This window comes from Acinetobacter sp. UBA1496, assembly GCF_002324975.1.
Taxonomy (GTDB): Bacteria; Pseudomonadota; Gammaproteobacteria; order Pseudomonadales; family Moraxellaceae; genus Acinetobacter; species Acinetobacter variabilis.
This window is the reverse complement of sequence record NZ_DCRI01000055.1, coordinates 78251-101904: the sequence shown is the minus strand read 5'-3', so window position 1 is coordinate 101904 and position 23654 is coordinate 78251. Positions and strand designations below refer to the sequence as shown.

Below are 23654 nucleotides of genomic sequence, written 5' to 3'. Positions count from 1 at the left end.
CCTCATTTTTTAACTATGTATAAGATACCCAGCTTCACACGACCAAAACGTGTGCTGCTCTTTGGCATCTAATTATAAGAAAGCCACAAACAAATGGATTAAACCCGCAACAAAACCGGTAACTCCCCCCAGGACAATCAAGATCCATTCATCTTCCTGAAAGGCAGGACGTAATAGATTCTGAAACTCGTTAGGCGTCAAATCACGTATGCGGTCTCTAAACATTTGGTAGATCTTCTGTGCACGGCTCGCATTAAACGCAGGGTCGCTTACAGGCACCATCGTAATTTCAATCGAGCGATCGATCAAGTCTGTCTTGAGTTTTGCATACTCTTTTGGCCCTAAAGACAGCTGTAAAGAGGTCCGAACCAGCGGTGTTTCCATAATTTCGTTAATATGACGTTTGACAATACGGCGGGTTTTATCTTTTTTACCACCATACATCATTTCTGTCATGATCGATTTTAGCGTAATCAGATCTTCTGTGACCACACTTGCAAATACGTCAGAGACTTCCTCCTGACGTTTCATAAATGCGCCTTGTATGTTAAAGGTGCCAATTCTTGGAATCACCGGTTTGATCCAAGGGAATCTATGATCAGCCGTACGCTTAACGAATTGCGGGTATTTAATATAATGCGGTTCTACCGGATTAAACACCATCCAGATCGCAATCCAGTTGGTCAGAAAGCCCCAGATAGCCGCCCAGAACGGTACGGTCCAGTGCCATGGCACCACAAACCAGACCACCATCTGAAACAGGCCAAAGAACATCCCGATCAGGGCACTGATATGCCAGATAAAGTTGATTTCTTTCTGCCCCACTTTCAGGAACATGCGCACCATTAAACGGCGATCGCCTTCCATTTGACTGACCACCATGTCGCGCATATCGACCAGTGACTCGACGTTCATGGTCAGTTCAGTCACTAATTCTTTTAATACCTGTGGCAGCTGTTTATGGGCTTGGGCATAAATACGGCGCTTGATTGAATAAGGCAAGTTTTCCCATAGCACCGCATTACGGTCCATCATGACTTCATCAATCAGATGTTCGAGTTCAAAACCGACCTGTTCCCCGATAATACGTGCCATATCATCCGGATCCATTGCCTGCAAGAACTCCTGGATGGAGCCCAATTTAGATAAGGTATTATCCGTGATAATTCCTGAGATTCTTCCAGCTTTACGCGGCACAATACCTTGCCAGCCAACAGGAACAGGCCCGACATGAAAACCCCAAAAATTAATTGGATAAAACACCATTTTTAGCGCCATCCACACGTGAGCCCATGTTACGAATGCGGTCACTGGGATAATGCTGAGCACTGCCCAAAAATCTGGGCGATTCAAGAAGGCTTGCCACAATTCATTGACGTACTCAAGCATGCATAAATTCCATATTTAATTTTTTGTTCACAGAATACAGGTATTAATAAAGTTGAATATTTTGTCTATAAACCGATACTTAAAGTATAGGAGAATTGTAGTCTGGGTTCAGTTTCGGCTACAACGCGACCATTACTGTCCTGTAATTTCTCCCCCGCCCCAATACCGATACTAAAACTGCTGATCCGTTCTGAACTAAGCAAAACATACGCCAGATCAATGCCCCCACCTAAACGGCTTTCGTATTTGCCATCAACCTGTTTGCTATCGATATGACCGGCATAAGCCCCTATATAATAACCATTTTTGTCCTTGCCGGTGAGGTGTACAGGATAACGAAAGCCAACTTGTGCTCCAACTGTACGATCATCGTTGAGAAAAGCACCACCTTTCACATAAGCAATCCCATAAGGATTCACCCATTCAGTGTTTAGATGGATAAGTTTCTGGGTAAAACCGACCCCAACATTAAATACTTTAGGCTCACGATCCTCAGTTCTGTTTGTCGTATTATTCACTTGATCATGTGCATATCCCCCATTTGCAAAGAATGCAAATGCCAACAAAGGGTAAACTTTGTTCATTCCTTCACCATCTTCCTTAATTATAGTTTTTGGTAGAGTCCTATTTTTATTTAATTTTGACTTTATCAGAATTATTAAAACTCTTGTATACAGCACTTTACAATTTTTATGTCTGCAAAGTCAAAGTTTAAACACAGGAATTGCTACAGCCAGTTTTTCATTATCAAATCCCGTACAGTTGCGCTAGAATACTCCACTTTGATTCCTTTCCCTCTGGTCTTAAGTCGATCGCGTATGAAGCAGCACTTTCCTTTAAAAAATGCACAACAAGAAAAGCGCATCTATAACAGTCGGGTCTGGATCTCTGTCGGTATTGTGGTTTTCTTTATGCTGCTGCTGGTCAGCCGCTATGCCTATTTGCAAATTTTTAATTTTGAAACCTTCTCTACGGCTTCTGACCAGAACCGTATTCGTCTGCAGCCCTTAGCGCCCGCACGTGGCTATATTTATGATCGTAACGGTATTTTACTTGCCGATAATTATCCTGTTTTCACAGCTACCTTAAGCCGCGCCGATGTGCAAGATATTGATGATACGCTGAAACGTCTTACACCGATTCTGGAATTGACTGAAGAAGATATTGAACGTTTTCAGGCACGAGTCAAGACGGCGCGTAAAACTGAGCGGGTATCGATCAAGCTGAATCTGAATGAAAATGATATTGCCCGTTTTAGTGAAGTAAAATATCTATTTCCGGGCGTCAATATTGAAACCCAGATGACTCGTTACTATCCGCATGGTGAACTCTTTGCGCATGTGATTGGTTATGTCGGCCGCATTAATGACAAAGAACTTAAAGAAATTGATAAGGATCTCTATGCCGGGTCTAACCTGATCGGGAAAATTGGGGTAGAAAAATACTATGAAGATCTCTTACATGGTGTGCCAGGGAATGAGTCAGTCGAAGCTGATGCTTTCGGTAATGTCCTGCGTCATTTAGGCCGTAAAGAGCCGGTACGCGGTAATGATCTGTATTTGTCACTAGATTATGGTCTACAAACCATTGCCACAGAGCAACTGGCCGGTCGTCGCGGTGCTATTGTCGCGATTGACCCACGTACAGGTGAAATTCTGGCGCTGGTTTCCAGTCCAAGTTTTAACCCTAATTTATTTGTCACCGGGATTAGTAGCAAAGACTATTCAGGCCTTCGTGACAGTTTGGATCAGCCACTTTATAACCGTGCGGTTCAAGGGGCTTATCCTCCAGGTTCAACGATCAAACCGATGTTTGGTATGGGCGGTCTGCATTATGGATTGGTCGACTGGAGTACAGCGATTTCTGACCCGGGCTACTTTACCTTGCCGGGCGATAGTCACCGCTTCCGTGACCATAAGAAAACTGGTCATGGTGCTGTGAACCTGCATAAGGCGCAAGTGGTGTCCTGCGACACCTATTTCTATGTCATGTCCTACCGCATGGGCATTGAAAAAATGAATAGCTGGATGCGCCAGTTCGGCTTTGGCGAAAAAACCGGTGTAGATTTACCAAGTGAAAGCTCAGGTCTTTACCCAAGTCCTGAATGGAAAATGCGTACCCGTAAATCCAAATGGTCACGTGGTGAAACCATTTCGGTGAGTATTGGCCAAGGCGCATTTACCGCAACACCTTTACAGCTTGCTATGGCAACTGCTATTACAGCGAATCAAGGCTCACATGTTACGCCTCACGTACTGCGTGAAAGTAAGGGTGCCAAACCTTTTACAGTACATAATGCCCCTAATGGTAAAATCGACTTTGACGGTCAACCAGACGACTGGATTAAAATGCGTGATGCCATGATTGATGTGGTTCAGTCAGGTACAGGTCGCGGAATCCGCACACCAATGTATCAAATTGCAGGTAAAACTGGTACGGCACAGGTGAAAAGTATTGCCCAGGGTAAACGCTATAATGAAGCCCTGCTGACTGAACGCCAGCTGGATCATGGTCTGTTTGTTGGTTTTGCTCCTGCTGAAACCCCTGAAATTGCAGTAGTCGTTGTCTGGGAAAATGGTCGACATGGGGGTTCTGCTGCTCAACTGGCTAAACCGTTATTTGACTACTGGTTACTGTCTCGCGATAAAAATCCGATTCATCCTGCAGGCCATCAAATTAGTGGCGGTCTCATGACAGCAGGTATTAAACCGGGTGAATTGCCAAGTGGACCGAATATGTTAAGTGCAGATCCGAATGCGAGCCCAACCCAAGAAGGCAGTCAGGCGACCCATGCACAGTCAAACAATCCGCAACCTGCAACTTCTCGCTCTGCTCCTGCAGCCAATGACGATCAGGAATAATTCATGAAAAATCAACTTAGAATTATTGGTGGTGACTGGAAACGCCGTCAATTGGCTTTTGCCAGTATTGAAGGATTACGTCCTACACCTGACCGTGTGCGTGAAACTTTGTTTAACTGGCTGATGTGGGATGTCCAGAATGCCTGTGTCTTGGATCTGTGTACCGGTTCAGGCGCTTTATCCTTTGAAGCATTATCACGTGGTGCAGCTTCAGTGGTGATGATTGAGCCGGATCGTACTCAGGCACAATTCCTCACCCAAAATCTGGAATTACTCAAAGTCACCAAAGCACGTGCGCAACTTAAAATTGCGACAGCACAACAAGCCTTAACCAGCCTGAAACAGCAATTTGATCTGGTCTTTCTAGACCCACCTTATAGTCTGGATTTATGGGAAACTCTGGCTACTCAGACTGATCCACTGATTAAAGAAGATGGTTTTATCTATGTAGAAGCCGATCGTGAACTGAGTACATTGAAGCTGCCAAGTTCATGGCATTTAATCAAAAATACCAAAGCCGGCACAGTACGCGCAGGGCTGTATCAGAAAAAAGCGGCTTAAGACTTACTTATATTAAATACTTAAATAAAAAAGGATTACTTCCTTTAAGGAATCCTTTTTTATAAATAGAAGATAATGGTTAACGATTACGACGCCAGTCCCGATCTCCTCTATCACGTTTCCAGTCACGATGATCTTTATGTTTTTTCCAGTCCTTATCACCACGATCCCGATCATAATGTCCATTACGATCATGATGACCGCGATAACCTTCATCCCAAGGATCAACCACACAGCCTGTTAGCGCTACTGCCAATACGGATGACAGTAATATCATTTTTTTCATGTTCATCACCTCTATACCGCCCTCAATTAGTATCAAGTGATTTCATGAAGAGTACGCGGAGCCATTGTTGCACTCTTGTATGATTTTGTTCATTTTCCATACTTAATTAAAGGATTTGTCTCGGATTTAATAAAAATCATTTATGCATATTTACACTTAGATTCGCATAAATACAGCTAAGGATCTGCTTGGTTTTTCTGACCATATTTTGAATACTACAAACTTTTCCAATACCCTGATTTTTATGACGACCTGGCTACTCTTTATTCTTGGTGCAATTATCGCGGGATTTGTACAGGAACTTACCGGCTTTGCTTTTGCATTAATTGCCATATCATTCTGGGTATGGGGATTGAGTCCTCAACTTGCTGCGCCTTTAGTGGTTTTTGCCTCGGTGTGGAGTCACCTCATTTCATTATCTAATGAGCCTAAACTTCCTCACCTGCACCGAGCCTTATATCTACCTTATTTAATTGCAGGTCTGATCGGTGTCCCACTCGGTACCTGGTTACTGAATATCGTTGAAGCGGGCACTTTTCGTATTTTTCTTGGTATATTTCTCGTGATCTGGTGTCCACTAATGCTGCTGAATCCACAGATTAAATTGATTCAACATTCAGGCAAAACTGCGGATGCAGGGATTGGTTTGGTTGGTGGCATTTTAGGAGGTTTAGGGGGATTCTGTGGTTCTGTACCATCTGCCTGGTTAATGCTGAAACAGCTGCCGAAAGAACAGCAGCGCTACATATTGCGTCATTTTAATTTTGCCATACAGGTGTTTACCTTAGCCGCCTATTTACTGCAAGGCAGCTTAAATCAGACTCACCTTCCCTATATGGCGGTACTCATTCTAGCTGTAAGTATTCCCGCTATTTTAGGCGCACGTCTGTTTCATCGAATATCAGAATTACGTTTTAAACAGATTGTCTTAGGCTTACTCTTCAGCTCGGGCTGCTTTCTCCTGATTAAGGAAGGCATTGACTCATTTGCGCGATAGAGCAGCTCTAAAACCTTACATCACTTTGCTTTCAGCCCTATTGCTGTTATGTTAGCCCGAATGATTCTCAGGCGGATATAAGCAATGCAAATTCGTGATCAAATTGCCCTTGTCACTGGTGGTGCACGTGGATTGGGTCTAGCCATTACCCAGCTCCTGATACAGGAAGGTGCACGTGTGGTAGTAAATTACCATAGCAGCAAAACCCAAGCTGAAGCTTTACAAAATCAGTATCCTGATCAGGTCTTTGCCTATCAGGCAGATGTAACACAAGCTGACCAAGTAAAAGCTTTATTTGCTGCCAGCAAGGCCCATTTCGGAGAAGCCGTCCATTCCGTTATTAATAATGCGCTGGTGCAGTTTGAGTTTAATGGTGATGAGCGACCTAAAGTTGAAGATCTGACCTGGGAAAGTATGTCCCGTCAGTTTAGTGGAGCAGTTCAGGCCTGTTTAAATACAACACAAGCTGCATTAGAAGATATGAAACAGGCACATTTTGGTCGTATCGTGAATATTGGGACTAACCTGGTTCAAAACCCTGTCGTTCCTTATCATGATTATACGACTGCGAAAGCGGCGCTATTGGCCTTTACCCGAACTACTGCGCAAGATCTTGGTCAGTATGGGATTAACGTGAACATGCTTTCAGGCGGATTACTGCAAACCACTGATGCAAGTAAAGCAACACCTGACTTTGTCTTTGACCTGATTGCTCAGTCCACTCCTCTGCGCCGCGTGATTACACCTGAGGAATTTGCGTCTGCTATTCTGATGTTCCTGTCACCTTATTCACGTGCAGTGACAGGTCAAAACCTGATTGTCGATGGCGGACTGGTTAAAGGTTAAAGATTGCCAAGGAAGAATGAGATTCTAAATTTTATTCTTCTATTTTTTGACCAGTTGTTGAATAAAACTACTTTTGCATAGCGCATTTGCTTCTACAATAGTGCGCTCCCCATCAAAGTTCATCTTTTTCTATGAAACTCCTAACGGCATTGCTCAGTAGCATATTACTGGCAGGTTGTATGTCCAATGATCTTAAAAAGTCAGAACAGCTTCTGCAAAACTTCAATTGTGCCAAGATTGATACAGCGCAAATGCCACACAGTAGTATGACGGATTATTATCAACACATGCTGTACAGCAGCAAAACCAAGGTCGAGTCTTATATTGAGCAATATCATCAAGGTAAAGAGCCTTTTGACCTGCCTTTATATGAAGTGGTAGAACAGCAATACAATCTTTATAAAGATGCCTGCCAGAATCTGGGGGGAATTTTATCTGAAGAGAATCAAAATTAAATTCAGTATTTATATATCGTACAGAAAAGCAGAGTCCATCCCTCTGCTTTTATTTTTCCTGAAATTAAAAATAGCGTTGATCAATACTGAATTTTTCAGGAAATTTGGGTTCAACATTGGCATAGAACGCCATGATCTCAGCCATATCCTGTTCATAATTTCCTGTTGGATAAATGATTTTACCTACGCCCGCTTCTTTTTTTGCATAATCCATATAAGCCAGCGCAATTGGCACACCCGCATTGATCGCCACATGATAAAAACCGGTTTTCCATTGTTCCTGACGGGCACGTGTGCCTTCCGGTGTAACCAACATGACTAGTTTAGAATGTTCTTTAAATAAATCCGTCATGGCCTGAACCATGCTTGGACGTGGCTCACCCGGTTGTTTGGGACGACGGTCAATACCAATTCCACCCATTGCACGTACAAAAGGCCCAAATGGAAATTTCATATAGCTGTCTTTAATGGTCAGGCGCACATTCACTTTTAATGCCTTTAAGGCCAAACGTGCATATAGTGCATCCCAGTTACTGGTATGTGGCGCTGCAATCATCACACATTGATCAAGGTCTTCGGGCCATTGGTCATCGGTTTTCCAGCCCATTAAATTTAAAGTTTTCTCAGCTAAATTTTCAAACACAGCTACATCACAATCATTGTCAAAATTTCGCCACAGTCTAACAATGCAGCAGAATATAGATAGTGCATACTGATCAATAAATCACCAATTAATATATATTTGTATTTTTAAATTTTAGGAAGAGTTTTCAATTTATTGTTATTTGAATCTTCCTTTTTTCACTTCCTATAGCAAGCTCATTCTTTTAAGCAAATAGTGAGTTCAATTTATTTTACTGATTTATATATTTTTCCATCCTAATTTTAGAATATGTTGATTTTAGCTTTCTTTCTATACTTCGCTGACATAATAAATTTTAGGAAGATTTTCATGAAAAAGACTTTAATTTGTCTTGCCTTAGCGGGGTTACTTACAGCATGTGGCGGTTCAGATAATGATCGTACAGAGGGTTCATCACCTGTTCCACCTACAGCTCCGGTCGGGACCGAAACTGGTGTACTGACAGATGGAATTATCTCAGGGGTAACATATATCACCAGTAGTGGTGCTGAAGGGGTTACTAATGAAAAAGGTGAATTTAAATTTAATGACGGAGAAAAGGTTAAATTCCTGATTGGTGACGTACAACTAGGTCAAGAAATTGAAGCTAAAGAACGTGTTAGGCCTTCAGATTTAGCACAAACTGAAATTGCACGTACCAATCTGATGGTGTTTTTACAGTCTTTAGATACAGACAGTAATCATGACAATGGGATTAGCATCAGTACTGAAGCTGCTAATGCCCTTCTTAATCAAAGTTTAGATTTTTCTAAGGCCCCTACAGCATTTGCTACAGATGTGGTATCAACAGGCGTAGTTACCACAGAAAAATTGATTACACCTGAAAAAGCTGCGGGAAACTTCCAGTCAACTTTCTATAAAGATATTGCCGGTACTTGGGAAATTGGCCGTAATGCAAACAGCGCTGTACTGATCCATATTTTAGAAGATGGCCGTTATGCCTTAGGTCAAGCAGAAGCTGCTGACGGTGATGGGACACCTGGCATTGAAACTGGAGAGTTAAACTGGAACGCAACTACCAGCGTGATTTCACCGCGCATTATTCAAGACAGTAATGGTGAATGGGGACTCTCAGATCCTGCAAAAGGCAAACCTTACACCTTAAACTATGATGGAACGACCTTAATTCTGACAGAACCGGGGATCAATACCGAATACCGGTTAAGCCGCGTCAAACAGTCTGCTAATGGTCTGGTAGGTGCTTGGAGATTTAGTGACACCCATTTATTTGCCTTCTTTGACACAAACTATTATTTCTTCCTGGACACTGAAGGCGGAGATGATTGTGGCTGGCCTGGAATTGAATATGGCAAATTTACTCTTTCAGGTAATACACTCACAACCACTGAAGTTTTATTCGATACCAATGAATGTGGCGGATTACAAGACAGTTCCGATGGCAGCAAGACCATTGCAAACATCAATGTATCGGCTGAAACTCTGATCTTGCATCCACAAGGTGAAGGTCCTGTAACATTACAGCGCGTTAGATAATGAGCACAGTCTACCTAAAGAATTATCTTTAGGTAGGTTTAATTAATATGTTCAAAATGAATCGTACATCCCATCAATAAGTGCATCAGTTCAATTTGTGAAGTGCAGTCAGTTTTTTCATAAATATTCTTAAAATAAGTGCGTACTGAACTTAAAGTGATCCCACATTTCGCCGCAATTTCTTCTAATTTATAGCCATTGATTAAAAGCTCACACAAATCAAATTCACGTTTTGACAGTTGATATGCTTGCTGTAAATAAGCTCTGGATAATGAATAATGCCGATTTTTGTCTGTCATAAATACGGCAATCTGATGCTGAGCTTCAGAAAATTGCTGCATCTTTTTTAATCTTTTAAAAGACACAACAGTGAGCATCAATTGCTGCATTTTAGAATCCTGCAGAGCCAAGACCCCGCCTATTTCACTCGGCATACTGGTCTCTTCCAGCAAAGCACTGGATAGCAATCTTTCCAGACGTTCCTGATCACCTACCGGTGTTTTCAGACGGTTATGTATATCCATTTCCAAACACGTTGAAGCTTCAATCATGCTTTGTGCCAGTGGATTTGAATAAGATAACTTGAGATCCTGATCCAGCAAAATAATACCGATTTTTAAACAGTCCAATACAGTATATAAGCTGATATTGTCTTGTTGTACCAAACTGATTTGCCGATGAATCTGTAAAGAGCGACGCAAATGTATGCCGATCCGTTTGAGAAAATTCAGTTCAGCTGCTTCAAAACCTTGAGTGTGTGGAGCACGATGTAGTCCCATGACTGCCCAGCGATAGTTTCCTCTGTCCAGCAATACTCCCGCCATATACCCTATCCCTGTAGGCTTAAGGCATTTTTCATAAAAAATATACTGTTCTGTTCCAGGTTGATCCGCATAATGACGGCAGTCCTGATTAAGTGCCTCCCCCATATCAATTTCATTCCATAGAGGCATGTGCAGCTTCATATCAATGACCCGAATCCGTTCCTCCTGATAAGCAGCCAGACTTTCTTCCGGGATATTGTAAGTATAAACAAAGTCATAGGCTGGATTGAATTGATCAAGGCTGGTAAAAATTGCACTATGACTCTGGGTATATTGCACAATATCCTGAATGACCTCCAGCCATAAAGCAGGCAATAAAGCAGCATCATAAATTTTCGCGATGATATTATTTTCCTGTTCTGCTTTCATGACCGCTCTTTTTAATAATTATTTCTATCAAATCATAACCTTAAGGTTTATAAAATAAAACTAAAGAAAACCAATCGCTTATTTTGTATTTTAATTATCTTAGTTTCTCATCTACATATATTTAATCCGTTTCACTTAACGAATCAATTTTTAACAAGATCCCTCTGTATATTGATAGCTCATACTTCTAATGTAAATCCTAGAACAGAAGAACAAGAGGATGATCTTCAATGAAAAAAATACTATGGCCTGCTTTACTGGTAGTAACGGTTACTAGTTTAAGTGCATGTTCTAAACAGAATGACCGCGATATGGCCAGTGCAGATACTCAATCTAATACCACAAATGCTCCTGTTACTACAGAGACTACAAATAGTCAAAGCAATATGAGTACTGAGATGACCAGTAAAGCTACTGTTAACTCAAACTGGGCAGGTGAATATGAAGGTGTTTTCCCATGTGCTGACTGCGAAGGGATTAAAGTTGAACTAGATCTTAATCCTGACAAAACTTATGAATTGAGTGAGGAATATTTAGGTAAAACTGGAAATAATGAAACTGAGACCAAAGGTAGCTTCACTTTCGATTCTCAACAACCTTCTATTATCGTCCTAGATGGAAAAGCTGAAAACAGGAAGTTTTATGTAGGTGATAATTTCGTTGAAGCTCGTGATATAGAAACAGGTAAGGAAATACAGAGTAATCTGAATTATAAATTAGTTAAAAAATCACCTTAATCATTTTCTAACTTAATAAAAAATCCCCGCAAATGCGGGGATTTTTTACATCATATGATCGAACGATGAATTACATCATACCGCCCATACCACCCATGCCGCCCATATCAGGCATAGCTGGTTTTTCTTCTGGAATTTCAGTAATCATACATTCTGTTGTTAACATCAAGCCAGCAACAGAAGCTGCATGCTCAAGTGCTGAACGAGTTACTTTCGCAGGATCCAGGATACCCATTTCCAGCATGTCACCGTATTCGCCTGTCGCAGCGTTATAGCCATAGTTACCTTCACCGTTCTTCACAGCATTGATCACTACAGATGGCTCATCACCAGCATTTGCTACGATTTGACGAAGAGGAGCTTCGATTGCACGACGAAGGATATTAATACCAACGTTTTGGTCATCGTTTGCACCAGTTAAACCATCAAGTGCAGATGCAGCACGTACCAGTGCAACACCACCACCTGCAACAACACCTTCTTCAACTGCAGCACGAGTTGCGTGAAGTGCGTCGTCTACACGGTCTTTCTTCTCTTTCATTTCAACTTCAGTTGCAGCACCAATTTTGATAACTGCTACACCACCTGCCAATTTAGCAACACGTTCTTGAAGTTTTTCTTTGTCGTATTCAGAAGTAGATTCTTCGATTTGTGCACGAATTTGCTGAACACGCTCAGAAATCTGATTTGCATCACCAGCACCATCAACAATCACTGTATTTTCTTTAGATACAGTTACTTTATGCGCAGTACCTAAGTGTTCAAGTGAAGTTTGATCTAACTGCATACCGATTTCTTCAGAAATCACAGTACCGCCTGTCAGGATCGCGATATCTTGAAGCATTGCTTTACGACGGTCACCGAAGCCAGGAGCTTTAACAGCACATACTTTGATAATGCCGCGCATGTTGTTTACAACAAGAGTTGCTAGTGCTTCGCCTTCAACATCTTCAGCGATGATAAGAAGAGGCTTACCAGTTTTCGCAACAGCTTCCAAAACAGTGATCAATTCACGGATATTGCTAATTTTCTTGTCAACCAACAGGATGTATGGGCTTTCAAGTTCAGCAGTTAAAGTGTCTTGTTTGTTTGCGAAGTATGGAGAGATATAACCGCGGTCAAACTGCATACCTTCTACAACATCAAGCGAATCTTCAAAGCCTGAACCTTCTTCAACAGTGATTACGCCTTCTTTGCCCACTTTTTCCATTGCTTGTGCAATCAGAGAACCAACAGTGGTGTCAGAGTTTGCAGAGATCGAACCAACTTGCTCAATCGCTTTAGAGTCAGAAGCTGGTTTTGCAGTTTGTTTAATATTTTCAACAACAGTTTTCACTGCAAGGTCGATACCGCGTTTCAGATCCATTGGGTTCATACCCGCTGTTACTGACTTGATCCCTTCGTTCAGGATTGCTTGAGCCAATACAGTCGCAGTCGTTGTACCGTCACCTGCGATATCATTGGTTTTTGAAGAAACTTCACGAACCAGTTGCGCACCCATATTTTCGAATTTGTCTTTTAGGGTGATTTCTTTCGCAACAGATACACCATCTTTAGTGATGTGCGGTGCACCGAAAGAACGGTCGATTACAACGTTACGGCCTTTAGGACCTAAAGTCACTTTCACCGCATCTGCAAGGATGTTCACACCAGCAATCATTTTTGAACGAGCTGAATCACCAAATTTTACGTCTTTAGCTGACATATTTGACTCCGAATATTGTTGTATCTTTACAAAATCTGAATTGGAATGAGTAAAACGATCTGGCGCAGATTAAGCTTCTAATACTGCTAGGATGTCAGACTCTTTCATGATTAAAAGTTCTTCGCCGTTTACTTTTACAGTTGTACCTGCATAAGTACCGAACAATACTTTGTCGCCAACTTTTACGTCTAACGCGCGTACGCCATTGTCAGTGATTTGACCATTACCAACTGCAATGATTTCACCTTGTGCAGGTTTTTCAGCAGCAGAACCTGGAAGTAAGATGCCCCCAGCTGTTTTTGTTTCTTCTTCAACACGACGAATAACAACGCGGTCATGTAATGGACGAATGTTGCTCATAAATAACTCCATCAGACTAAGTCTTTTTTAGATCACCGATGACGACTTATTTATTCCATTGGTCATCATCAAAATTTTTTGATGTGCTTTTTATGGAGATGGAATAAAATGCTTCAAGGGCAAAAATGAAAAAAAATTGGTTTTTTTTTAATTTTTTGATGGATTGCGTATTTTTTGTCTATTTATTTATGGGATCAGGCTGTGGAAAAAAGGTTTTTAACTGTTCATCAAAACAATATTGCGTGATTTTTCCTGTTTCATCAATTGCATTAAAGCTATTCGGCTGATTCCTATGGAGTCGATGCGACGCAGAAGTCCCCGCATGTACATCATAAACTGGATGATCTCCTCCCAATTCGAATATATGGTTCAAATCATAGACTGCGGTATGATGCAAATGCCCATGCAATACAGCAAACAGACCATGTTGCGACCAAGACTCCAATGCAATTTTGGCCATCAGGGGAATATCCTTAAAACCTCTCCTATTCTGAAATGGCACATAAAAAGGTTGATGACTGACAATAATCTTAATTTTGGAAGCAGGTGCCTGCTGTAGTTTTAGGTCAATCCTTTGAATCTGTTCGAGTGATAAATGCCCTTTGGTATGATATCGACGTCTAATCGAATTTACCCCAATCAGATAAAAATGTTCGGTTTCTAAAACAGGCTCGAGTTCACCAAAAAATAATTGATAACGGGTAAATGGAGTAAATAGCCGATTCCATAAATGATAAAGCGGAATGTCATGATTCCCTGGTATCACAAGATAAGGCGTATTCAACTGATCCAGAAACCGTTTACAGGCAAAAAATTGTCCCAAACGTGCTCGCTGGGTGAGATCGCCGCTGACTACCACCGCTTCCAATTGATGATCCCGACAAAATTGCCGGATGGCTTCCAAACATTCAGGCCTTTCTGTACCAAAATGTAGATCAGAGAGATGCAGAATCATGCGGCACCATTACACTTAAACTATTTTTTAAAACTGAAATATTTAACGGTGGTGTCATTTCTACCGTCTCCCCATCTATGGCAACCATTAATTTCTTACGTTTAGACTCAATTCGCACCTGATCTGCGGAAAAGCTATAGACATCGGAGGCTTCATCAATTTTGCCCCGAATTAACTGATATACCAGCTTGAATAACGTCAGCTTGTCACTTTTGGAGACCACAACCCCAGCCACCTTCCCTTGCTCAGCAGCTTGGGCAATCCGCATTTTCATGTCTGCCAGTTGAAGTGGATTATTGCCAAAGAAAATCAGTGGAGTTTTGACCGGATATTTTTTCTGATCTACCCAGATTTCCAGTTTTAATTCTTTACGGTCACGAATCAAAACATCGAGTGCTGAGGTATAGGCATGTAAAGGGAGACGGCCAAATATGCGATTATAGTCTTCACGTTTTTTAATAAATAAGGGATATAAGCCCAGACTAGCATTGTTCAGGTAGATTTCCTGATTAATACGCGCTACATGGATACATTTGGTTTGACCCGTTGCAATGACTTGTGCGGCTTCAACCAAATCTAAGGGAATATCCAGCAATCTTGCCGCATAGTTAAAAGTACCTAAAGGCAATATTCCGACTGGAATATCAGTTTCAAGCAGGTGTTTGGCGACTGAATTGAGCGTTCCATCTCCTCCTGCTGCCACGACCACACCATGATCTGGCGATTGTTGATGCCGTTGCAATACTTCAGCAATCACTGTTTTGAACTGTTCTGGATCATTGATTTCAAAGGCTTTAGTCTCAAAATCATGCGCTGCAAAAATATCTAGTAATTGCTCATATTTTTCTTGCTGGTCAAATAGACGGAAACCAGAACTATGATTATAAATAATAGATAAGGGTTTAGATTGATTAGACATTTTTTACACAGATTGATGCACACCTATTGGCATTTTGTCCAATTCATAAACAATTAACAGTTGCTTTATGTAAAATTCGAATGGCGACCATTTATTTAATCAATAACAAATACAATTGAACAATTTTAATTAAATATTTGATTCAAATATAAATAATTAAAGTAAATACCACACATAAAGATAATAAATACATATTTAAGGTTTTGATTTTATTTATATCTTATTGTTTTATATAAATTTAAACAGAAAATAGCATAATATTCCAAATAAAATCCAGCACTTCTTTAGTCTTATTTTTTTGATGATTTTATGCTTTAATACAGCCACTTTTTTTCATATTTCATCTGGCCAGTATTTTATTGACCAGATTGTACTTTGTACAAAATTTTGTACACATTTGAGATAGGCCTCACCATGACCCAAGTGAACGCACCAGAATTCGTTCGTCACCCTAAGCTTATTGCATGGGTGGAAGAAATTGCTAAATTAACAAAACCAGCAAAAATTGAATGGTGTGACGGTAGCGCAGAAGAATATCAACGTTATATCGACTTGATGATCGCTAACGGCACAATGCAAGCGCTTAACCAAGAGAAACATCCTGGTTCTTATCTTGCAAATTCTGATCCTTCTGACGTTGCTCGTGTTGAAGACCGTACTTTTATCTGTTCTGCAAATAAAGAAGATGCTGGCGCCACCAACAACTGGGAAGATCCAGCAGTTATGCGCGAAAAATTGAATGGTCTGTTTGACGGTTCAATGAAAGGTCGTACCCTATATGTGGTTCCATTCTCTATGGGTCCTTTGGGTTCACACATTGCGCACATCGGTATCGAATTAACTGACTCTCCTTATGTGGCAGTCAGCATGTCTAAAATGGCTCGTATGGGTAAAGCTGTTTATGACGTTCTAGGTACAGATGGTGAATTTGTTCCTTGCGTACACACTGTGGGTGCACCACTTGAAGAAGGTCAAAAAGATGTTGCTTGGCCTTGCAACAAAGAAAAATACATCGTGCACTACCCAGAAACTCGTGAAATCTGGTCATTTGGTTCTGGTTACGGCGGTAACGCATTGTTAGGTAAAAAATGCCTGGCTTTACGTATTGCATCTTATATGGGTCGTCAACAAGGCTGGTTAGCTGAACATATGCTAATCCTTGGCGTGACTAACCCTAAAGGCGAAAAACACTACATCGCAGCTGCATTCCCATCTGCTTGTGGTAAAACAAACTTCGCGATGCTGATTCCACCAGCAGGTTATGAAGGCTGGAAAATTGAAACTGTAGGTGACGATATTGCCTGGATCAAACCAGGTGAAGATGGTCGTTTATATGCAATCAACCCTGAAGCTGGTTTCTTCGGTGTAGCTCCTGGTACAAATACCAAAACGAATCCGAACTGTATGGCAACTCTTCATAAAGACGTAATCTATACAAACGTTGCTGTGGCTGACAACGGTGAAGTTTGGTGGGAAGGTCTGACTAAAGAAGCACCTGCGAATCTGACTAACTGGAAAGGTCAACCACACACTGGCGAAGAAAAAGCGGCTCATCCGAACGCTCGTTTCACAGTTTCTGCTGGTCAATGCCCTTCTATCGATGCGGATTGGGAAAATCCAGCAGGTGTTCCAATTTCTGCGTTCATCTTCGGTGGTCGCCGTGCAGACACAGTGCCTCTAATTTCAGAAGCATTTGACTGGGTTGATGGTGTTTATAAAGCTGCCACCATGGGTTCTGAAACAACTGCTGCTGCTGTTGGTCAACAAGGTATCGTTCGTCGCGACCCATTTGCGATGCTTCCATTTGCTGGCTACAACATGGCTGACTACTTCACTCACTGGTTAGAAATGGGTGAGAAAGTTGGCGAGAAAGCTGCTGCTGCTGGTAACAAGCTTCCTGGTATCTACAACGTGAACTGGTTCCGTCGTGATACTGAAGGCAACTTCGTATGGCCTGGTTTCGGTCAAAACATGCGTGTTCTTGAGTGGATCATCGATCGCTGTGAAGGTCGTGCTGATGCTGTTGAAACTCCAATCGGCCGTGTACCTACTTATGAACAGCTAAACTGGACTGGTTCTGATTTCACTAAAGAACAATTTGACCTTGTAACTTCTCAAGACAAAGATCAATGGATCAAAGAACTTGAAAGCCACACTGAATTGTTCAACAAATTGGGTGATCGTCTGCCAGAAGCGTTGAAAAAACGCCAAGCTGAACTTCTTAAAGCGGTCAAATCTGCTTAATTGCTGATTTAATTTTAAAAAGGTCGCGTAAGCGGCCTTTTTTTATTATTTTAAGGCAAGGTTAAAGCCAATCTTTTAATCTGTTTTACATCTAAATAAAAACCACATTCACTGTTTATTAATCTCCTCAAAGAACATCATTTAACCAGTTAATCCAATATAAAAATCAAGTAATTACTCTAAAAAAATAGTAAATCTATGTTTTATAAAAATATTTAAAAATTCCATTATTTATTAAGACTAAAGTCCTATAAAAACAGAAAACTTGGAGGCGTATAAGTATATGAAATCTCCTCACTTTCTCTCTCACTAAAACATAACTTTTTAGATTTTATAGCAATGAAAATTTAAAAAAGATGTGTTTTACAGCATTCCTTTGGAGCAATGTTGTGAATCAGCCACTTCCTGAAGCTGCTACACCGCAGCTTGACCGTAAAACACGGGTTAAATCTATTCTCGGTGGTTCTGCAGGTAATCTAGTCGAATGGTACGACTGGTATGTTTATGCAGCTTTTACCTTATATTTCGCTTCACAGTTCTTCCCTGATGGTGACAATACTGTCAAGCTCCTTCAGGCTGCTGCTGTATTCGCACTTGGTTTCTTGATGCGTCCGATTGGCGCATGGATTATGGGGATTTACGCTGACCGCAAGGGTCGTAAAGCCGGTTTAACACTTTCTGTATCTTTGATGTGTGTCGGTTCCCTGATTATCGCCTGTGCACCTACCTATGATTCAGTGGGTATGCTGGCCCCTGCGCTGTTGTTATTTGCACGATTGTTACAAGGTCTGAGTGTAGGTGGTGAATACGGTTCAAGTGCCACCTACTTAACTGAAATGGCAGGTAAAAATCATCGTGGTTTCTATTCAAGCTTCCAGTATGTGACCCTGATCTCAGGTCAACTATTGGCACTGTGTGTACTGATTTTCCTACAACGCGCTTTGACTGAAGCACAACTCACTGAATGGGGCTGGCGTATTCCCTTCCTGATTGGTGCATTCTTAGCGATTGTAGTGTTCTGGATCCGTCGCGGTCTGGTAGAAACACAATCTTCAAAACAGGCTGTTGAACAGGCGAAAAAAGGTGGTCCTAAATCCGGTGCCTTAGCTTTATTCACTAAATACCCTAAACAGGCGTTTACCGTAATCATGCTGACTGCAGGTGGTACTTTAGCTTTCAATACTTTCACTACTTATCTGCAAAAGTACCTAGTCAATACTTCTGGTTTTGAAAAGACTACAGCGACTGAAATCACAACCCTCGCCATCTTCGTATTCATGTTATTGCAACCAGTTGTGGGTGCGCTCTCTGACAAAATTGGCCGCAAGCCAATCATGATTGCCTTTGGCGTATTAGGTGTTCTCTTTACCATTCCTATCTTTAATGGCTTAGGCACAACTACCAACCCAACTACAGCATTCATGTTATGTATGAGTGGTATGGTGATTGTGACTGGTTACACAGCGATTAATGCCGTAGTAAAAGCTGAGCTATTCCCTGCCCACATCCGTGCCTTAGGCGTAGCTTTGCCTTATGCGATTGCCAACACCCTATTTGGGGGTACAGCAGAACTGGTGGCTTTAAGCTTTAAAAATGCCGGCCATGAAAACTACTTCTTCTATTACATTACTTTTATGATTGGCCTGTCACTGCTGACTTATGTCTTTATGAAAGACACTAAAAAGCACAGCATGATTACTGATGACTAAGTAGCTGTATTGCTCTAGGAGCTTTCCGGATGGAAACATTCGGAAAGCTTTTTTATTGGAATTTTATGTTTAGTGCCATTCCGCTATTTCGTTGCTATGGCATACTTGTCTGATAAAAATACGGGAAATCATCATGATGAAAAAAACAGTTTTTTTACTCGGCTTAACTATCGGCACTTTAGGCCTGACAGCATGTCAGACGGCACCTCAACAATTTAACGGTCAGACCGGATATGAAATCCTGGAACGTTCAGAAAATACTGCGACCTTAAGCTATACATTAGCAGGACGACCAAGTCAGGATGAAAACAGATTACAGGCTGCTTGCAGACAAGTTCTTGGAAGCTCTAAAAGCTATAATATCCAGATTATCAATAGTCAGGAAATAGTTAACCCAACACCTGAACAGGTTCAGTATGGCCGTCAACTTGGGGATAGCCGCACCCAGATCAGCTTGAGTAATACACCTGATTTATATAACAGTGAAAATCCAGGTGCCCGAGAGGCATTAGATGCCCGCCCTACCACTGTACGTGTGATTCGTTATACCTGCTCATAAAAACAGAGCATAAAAAAAGGGCTTGATGCCCTTTTTTATTTTTTAACTCTTGTGTTTTATTTGGTTCGATAGAAGCTAACATTGCGGAATTCGGGTGATTCATCTAAATCTGGCCAGGTGGTTGCACTGCGTTCATCCAGTTTGAGATATTGTGGATGATTAAAGTTTTTAACCCGGCTGTCTGCAACCCAGACCTCGGGTGCAAATTTCAGGAATTCATCCAGAAAGAATCGGTTACACTGATCATAAAGCACGTCAGCCGCTAGCAGTATATCCACCTGTTCTGTTTTATAGAGATCATCCAGATATTCCAGCTCAACATCATTTAGCTCAGCATTGGCACGACAGGCATTCAGACTGACCTGATCGATATCGCAACAGATCACCTGCTTGGCTCCTGCCATTTTCGCAGCAATCGCAACTACACCGGAACCCGCACCAAAATCCAGCACTACCTTGTCTTTGACATGATGCGGTTCAGCCAGCAGCCATTGTGCCATGGCCAGTCCAGATGCCCAGCAGAAGATCCAGTATGGCGTATCATTCCAGATCCGGCGAATCACTTCATCGTCAAGTTTGTCTGTCGGAAAAACTGGTGGAATCAGCCAGAGTGAAATCGGTGTTTCCGGCAGTTGTTGTGCCGTTAGTTCACAATTGGGAATGACTTGATGTAAGGCTTGAAGTAAATGCTCAGGGGCTTTAGGAAATTGGAAGGTACAGCTCATGAAGAAAGCCTTGATGCGAAAATATGTTTATTGGAATTTATACATTAATCGGATACATGACCACGTCATTCGCAGCTGTTCGAGGCAGACTAAAATCTAATTCGTCCTGTTTTTGCGACACATCAACCACGCAAAAGAAATATGACGAGTTCTGCGAATGACAAATGGTTTTGGTTACTTTTGCCGAAACAAAAGTAACAAATGAACTTCTTACATCTTAATAGTCACAACGATACGACTCCGCCGTAACTAATTAAATTTCAATTAACCCAAAGCCTTCTCAGCAGCTTCTACAGTTTGACGAATTAAAGTTGTAATCGTCATAGGACCTACACCACCCGGAACTGGGGTATAAGCAGAAGCGATTTCTTCGATACCGACTAATTGAATATCGCCTACACCGCCGCCATCACGTGGGTGGAAGCCAGCATCAACAACAACGGCACCCGGTTTAATCCAGTCTTTCTGGATCAGTTCAGCTTTACCCACTGCACCTACAATGATGTCAGCCTGTTTTACAAATTCAGGCAGATTTTGAGTACGTGAATGACAAATGGTCACAGTAGCATTCGCTTCAAGTAACATTGCTGCCATCGGTTTACCTAAAATCGCAGAACGACCAACCACTACCGCATGTTTACCTGCGATTTCAATATTGTTTTCTTTCAGGATGGTCATGATACCTGCAGGCGTTGCAGAACCGTAAGCTGCTTCACCCATCGCCATACGACCATAACCCAGGCAAGTCACACCATCTACATCTTTTTCAAGCGCGATTGCATCGAAACAAGCACGTTCATCAATTTGTGCAGGTACTGGATGTTGTAAAAGAATGCCGTGAACATCCGGATTTGCATTCAATTTTTCAATTTCAGCAAGCAACTCTTCAGTAGTTGTTTCTTTTGGAAGCTCAACTTTTAATGAATCCATACCAACACGGCGGCAAGCATTACCTTTCATACGCACATAAGTTGCAGATGCGCCATCATCACCCACCAAAATAGTCGCAAGAATTGGAGTACGACCTGATTTTGCTTTTAGCGCTTCTACGCGAGTTAACAAGTCAGCTTCAATTTGCTTCGCCAATGCACGACCGTCTAGAACTAATGCCACGGCACTTCTCCCAAGTGTTGATATGAATCAATTTTGCACATTCTACATGATAATTCTGAATATTTTCCGCCATATGCTGTTTTTATGCGCATACAAATGAATATCCTATTGTTTTTTTTTCAGAGCTTGATAATATACGCATCAACAAGACGCGGCGGGGTGGCAGAGTGGTCATGCAGCGGACTGCAACTCCGTGGACGCCGGTTCGATTCCGACCTCCGCCTCCAATCTTGTTAAAGCCCGAGTGGTGAAATCGGTAGACACAGGGGATTTAAAATCCCCCGCCCACAAAGCGTGCCAGTTCGAGTCTGGCCTCGGGCACCATTCTTCTACTACTGAAGATGGTGTAAATAAAAAACCCAGCGAAAGCTGGTTTTTTTATGCCTGAAATTTGCTAAATCTAATTCTCAATAGAATTTTATTAGCATTCGCCAACCTGCTCTACTTTCAAAATATTATCTAGCAGAGCGTAAATAACCTTCCAGATCCTGTTCCAGTTTTTCCTGAAAATGAATCGGCTCAATGATCTTTACATGCGGTAGCCAGTAACGTACCAGTGGCAGCAACTGCATTTCATGACGAATCTGACAACTAATCAATAATTCTCCACACTCTGATTCCTGTTCGATCTGCTGTTCCGGAAATAAACGGCGCTCTTTAAAAAATACCGTGACTTCAGGTTGCACCTTCATCAAAACCTGCTGTTTCTGCTGGCCAAACCAGATGCTATCTTCATCTGCCAGCATTTTCAGAACTTCAGGATCATGCTCAAAGCTTTCATTTTCAAGAACCAGTTTGACTTCCTGCAACTGACTTAAACGATAGGTTTTGAGCTCAGCTTCAGTGACACCGGCCAGATACCAGATGCCATGATGATGAATCAACCGGTATGGCTGGATGATTCGTGCTTGATCGGAATATTGCAGCTCAATCTGCTGCCGTTTATAAATCGCCCCTGCAAGCAACTTGAAATGCTCGGCAAACTGTTTGGCATCTTCAAAATAATAGCCTTTTGCCGAAAATACCTGATTTGCCCGCTCATCCAACAATTCACGAATAAAAGACATATCCAGTGCCGGATACAGCTCACTGATTCCGGACAACTGTGCAAAATTCTGGATATCCTGTAACTTGAAACGCCCTAAATATGAAGGCTCAAGATAATAGCGTTTCGTATTTTCATCCTGTATGAGCGGCAAATACGCATTCAGACGAACAAAATCACGCTCAATGGTACGAGTGCTGACCTGAAATTCTCGTGCCAGCTCCTGTACACTCAACTGATGCCCTATATTAAGTTTGGTTAAAATATTTGCCAAACGGTCTGCGAGGCGCTCATGCGTTGACGCATTGTCCTTCATAAATACCCTCTTCATGCCGCTTGTGCAGCACAATGAATCATCTGCTTAGAATTTTTAAATTATGGGAAAATTATACAGCCAAATAAAAAGGAGATTAGAGTTATTCACTTCAACTTAAGGCTAATAGGCAAGGGGTATTTAAGATTTTTTACGACGTTTGTAGTGTGGTTTCGGTGCTGAGTGGCTCAGCCGTTCCATATAGCGTTCCAGATGCAACATGGCTTGATACAGCTTGTGTAAGTCGGAACGAAGTAACTGATTACGGATAATCGCTTTATGCAAACGCTTCAATGCACGAAAGCCATGTTCATGCGTATAAGGGGTCGACACTATCTTCATAATATACTTCCTTTTAATACGTGACATTTCATCTAATACCAAACAATTTAGTCAGATTATATTTAAGCGCTAATTTACTCCTCGGTTTTGACAGGTTGTGTCGAACAATCGACACTTTTTACCGTTTTTTAAAATTTATATCCCTATTTCAAGCAATTAATTTAAATTAGTTATCGTTTTTTATGCAAAATAAAAGCCAACAA

The 23654-nt window shown here is 41.6% G+C and carries 23 protein-coding genes and 2 tRNA genes; 12 read left to right on the top strand and 13 right to left on the bottom strand.

Going from position 1 to position 23654, the window contains the following annotated elements:
• Nucleotides 1-72: 72 nt before the first annotated feature.
• Entirely contained in the window at nucleotides 73-1389 is a 1317-nt protein-coding gene (locus B3143_RS06700) for a hypothetical protein (protein WP_208462432.1), read from the bottom strand.
• Nucleotides 1390-1454: 65 nt separating this feature from the next.
• Nucleotides 1455-1973: a hypothetical protein gene (locus tag B3143_RS06695; RefSeq protein ID WP_208462431.1), complete on the bottom strand. Its 519-nt coding sequence runs from the start codon at nucleotides 1971-1973 to the stop codon at nucleotides 1455-1457.
• Nucleotides 1974-2207: 234 nt separating this feature from the next.
• Here B3143_RS06695 and mrdA point away from each other — a divergent pair, with 234 nt between their 5' ends.
• Together mrdA and rsmD are read left to right on the top strand one after the other, a co-directional pair.
• On the top strand, nucleotides 2208-4250 hold the full coding sequence (gene mrdA / locus B3143_RS06690; RefSeq protein WP_175967164.1) for a penicillin-binding protein 2: 2043 nt from the start codon (nucleotides 2208-2210) through the stop codon (nucleotides 4248-4250).
• Nucleotides 4251-4253: 3 nt separating this feature from the next.
• A complete protein-coding gene (gene rsmD / locus B3143_RS06685; RefSeq protein ID WP_104426417.1) occupies nucleotides 4254-4811 on the top strand; it encodes a 16S rRNA (guanine(966)-N(2))-methyltransferase RsmD in 558 nt (185 codons plus the stop codon).
• Between the two features lie 79 nt (nucleotides 4812-4890).
• Here rsmD and B3143_RS06680 read toward each other — a convergent pair whose 3' ends face one another.
• Nucleotides 4891-5097: a hypothetical protein gene (locus B3143_RS06680; RefSeq protein WP_004782913.1), complete on the bottom strand. Its 207-nt coding sequence runs from the start codon at nucleotides 5095-5097 to the stop codon at nucleotides 4891-4893.
• A 244-nt stretch (nucleotides 5098-5341) separates the two neighbouring features.
• On the opposite strand from B3143_RS06680, the gene B3143_RS06675 reads away from it, so the two are divergent.
• From B3143_RS06675 to B3143_RS06665, 3 genes are all read left to right on the top strand, one after another.
• Nucleotides 5342-6094 carry a sulfite exporter TauE/SafE family protein gene (locus tag B3143_RS06675; protein WP_208462438.1) on the top strand — a complete coding sequence of 251 codons (753 nt, stop codon included), beginning with the start codon at nucleotides 5342-5344 and terminating at the stop codon, nucleotides 6092-6094.
• Nucleotides 6095-6178: 84 nt separating this feature from the next.
• Nucleotides 6179-6940, top strand: coding sequence for a 3-oxoacyl-ACP reductase (locus B3143_RS06670; RefSeq protein ID WP_208462430.1), 762 nt, complete (start codon nucleotides 6179-6181; stop codon nucleotides 6938-6940).
• A gap of 131 nt (nucleotides 6941-7071) precedes the next feature.
• Nucleotides 7072-7395 carry a hypothetical protein gene (locus B3143_RS06665; protein WP_208462429.1) on the top strand — a complete coding sequence of 108 codons (324 nt, stop codon included), beginning with the start codon at nucleotides 7072-7074 and terminating at the stop codon, nucleotides 7393-7395.
• A gap of 64 nt (nucleotides 7396-7459) precedes the next feature.
• Here B3143_RS06665 and B3143_RS06660 read toward each other — a convergent pair whose 3' ends face one another.
• Complete coding sequence (locus B3143_RS06660) at nucleotides 7460-8038, bottom strand: 1-acyl-sn-glycerol-3-phosphate acyltransferase (protein ID WP_208462428.1); 579 nt, start codon at nucleotides 8036-8038, stop codon at nucleotides 7460-7462.
• A gap of 309 nt (nucleotides 8039-8347) precedes the next feature.
• On the opposite strand from B3143_RS06660, the gene B3143_RS06655 reads away from it, so the two are divergent.
• Nucleotides 8348-9532 carry a hypothetical protein gene (locus B3143_RS06655; protein WP_208462427.1) on the top strand — a complete coding sequence of 395 codons (1185 nt, stop codon included), beginning with the start codon at nucleotides 8348-8350 and terminating at the stop codon, nucleotides 9530-9532.
• Nucleotides 9533-9570: 38 nt separating this feature from the next.
• Here B3143_RS06655 and B3143_RS06650 read toward each other — a convergent pair whose 3' ends face one another.
• A complete protein-coding gene (locus B3143_RS06650; RefSeq protein ID WP_214001448.1) occupies nucleotides 9571-10725 on the bottom strand; it encodes a helix-turn-helix transcriptional regulator in 1155 nt (384 codons plus the stop codon).
• Between the two features lie 230 nt (nucleotides 10726-10955).
• On the opposite strand from B3143_RS06650, the gene B3143_RS06645 reads away from it, so the two are divergent.
• Nucleotides 10956-11462, top strand: coding sequence for a copper resistance protein NlpE (locus B3143_RS06645; protein WP_104426422.1), 507 nt, complete (start codon nucleotides 10956-10958; stop codon nucleotides 11460-11462).
• 70 nt (nucleotides 11463-11532) lie between these two features.
• Here the strand turns inward: B3143_RS06645 and groL are convergent, their stop codons facing one another.
• The 4 genes from groL to B3143_RS06625 form a co-directional block, all read right to left on the bottom strand.
• Nucleotides 11533-13167 carry a chaperonin GroEL gene (groL, locus tag B3143_RS06640; RefSeq protein WP_208462425.1) on the bottom strand — a complete coding sequence of 545 codons (1635 nt, stop codon included), beginning with the start codon at nucleotides 13165-13167 and terminating at the stop codon, nucleotides 11533-11535.
• 69 nt (nucleotides 13168-13236) lie between these two features.
• A complete protein-coding gene (locus tag B3143_RS06635) occupies nucleotides 13237-13527 on the bottom strand; it encodes a co-chaperone GroES (protein WP_004646315.1) in 291 nt (96 codons plus the stop codon).
• A 178-nt stretch (nucleotides 13528-13705) separates the two neighbouring features.
• Nucleotides 13706-14482 (bottom strand): metallophosphoesterase family protein, encoded by a 777-nt coding sequence (locus tag B3143_RS06630; protein ID WP_208462424.1) that lies wholly within the window; start codon nucleotides 14480-14482, stop codon nucleotides 13706-13708.
• Nucleotides 14463-15401, bottom strand: coding sequence for a diacylglycerol/lipid kinase family protein (locus B3143_RS06625; RefSeq protein ID WP_208462423.1), 939 nt, complete (start codon nucleotides 15399-15401; stop codon nucleotides 14463-14465). Before B3143_RS06625 ends, B3143_RS06630 begins: the two co-directional genes overlap by 20 nt.
• A 414-nt stretch (nucleotides 15402-15815) precedes the next feature.
• Between B3143_RS06625 and B3143_RS06620 the strand changes: the two genes are divergently transcribed.
• From B3143_RS06620 to B3143_RS06610, 3 genes are all read left to right on the top strand, one after another.
• Complete coding sequence (locus B3143_RS06620; RefSeq protein WP_208462422.1) at nucleotides 15816-17645, top strand: phosphoenolpyruvate carboxykinase (GTP); 1830 nt, start codon at nucleotides 15816-15818, stop codon at nucleotides 17643-17645.
• Between the two features lie 356 nt (nucleotides 17646-18001).
• A complete protein-coding gene (locus tag B3143_RS06615) occupies nucleotides 18002-19354 on the top strand; it encodes an MFS transporter (protein ID WP_375725714.1) in 1353 nt (450 codons plus the stop codon).
• Between the two features lie 133 nt (nucleotides 19355-19487).
• Nucleotides 19488-19913, top strand: coding sequence for a hypothetical protein (locus tag B3143_RS06610; protein ID WP_208462421.1), 426 nt, complete (start codon nucleotides 19488-19490; stop codon nucleotides 19911-19913).
• A gap of 56 nt (nucleotides 19914-19969) precedes the next feature.
• Here B3143_RS06610 and B3143_RS06605 read toward each other — a convergent pair whose 3' ends face one another.
• Nucleotides 19970-20638: a class I SAM-dependent methyltransferase gene (locus tag B3143_RS06605; protein ID WP_208462420.1), complete on the bottom strand. Its 669-nt coding sequence runs from the start codon at nucleotides 20636-20638 to the stop codon at nucleotides 19970-19972.
• A 264-nt stretch (nucleotides 20639-20902) separates the two neighbouring features.
• A complete protein-coding gene (gene folD / locus B3143_RS06600; RefSeq protein WP_208462419.1) occupies nucleotides 20903-21751 on the bottom strand; it encodes a bifunctional methylenetetrahydrofolate dehydrogenase/methenyltetrahydrofolate cyclohydrolase FolD in 849 nt (282 codons plus the stop codon).
• Between the two features lie 153 nt (nucleotides 21752-21904).
• Between folD and B3143_RS06595 the strand changes: the two genes are divergently transcribed.
• Both B3143_RS06595 and B3143_RS06590 read left to right on the top strand, forming a co-directional pair.
• Nucleotides 21905-21978 (top strand) — tRNA-Cys (locus B3143_RS06595).
• A gap of 11 nt (nucleotides 21979-21989) precedes the next feature.
• Nucleotides 21990-22075, top strand: a tRNA-Leu gene (locus tag B3143_RS06590).
• Nucleotides 22076-22206: 131 nt separating this feature from the next.
• On the opposite strand, the gene B3143_RS06585 is transcribed toward B3143_RS06590, so the two are convergent.
• Nucleotides 22207-23112 carry a helix-turn-helix transcriptional regulator gene (locus B3143_RS06585; protein ID WP_208462418.1) on the bottom strand — a complete coding sequence of 302 codons (906 nt, stop codon included), beginning with the start codon at nucleotides 23110-23112 and terminating at the stop codon, nucleotides 22207-22209.
• 138 nt (nucleotides 23113-23250) lie between these two features.
• A complete protein-coding gene (locus tag B3143_RS06580) occupies nucleotides 23251-23451 on the bottom strand; it encodes a hypothetical protein (RefSeq protein ID WP_004782944.1) in 201 nt (66 codons plus the stop codon).
• Nucleotides 23452-23654: the final 203 nt, after the last annotated feature.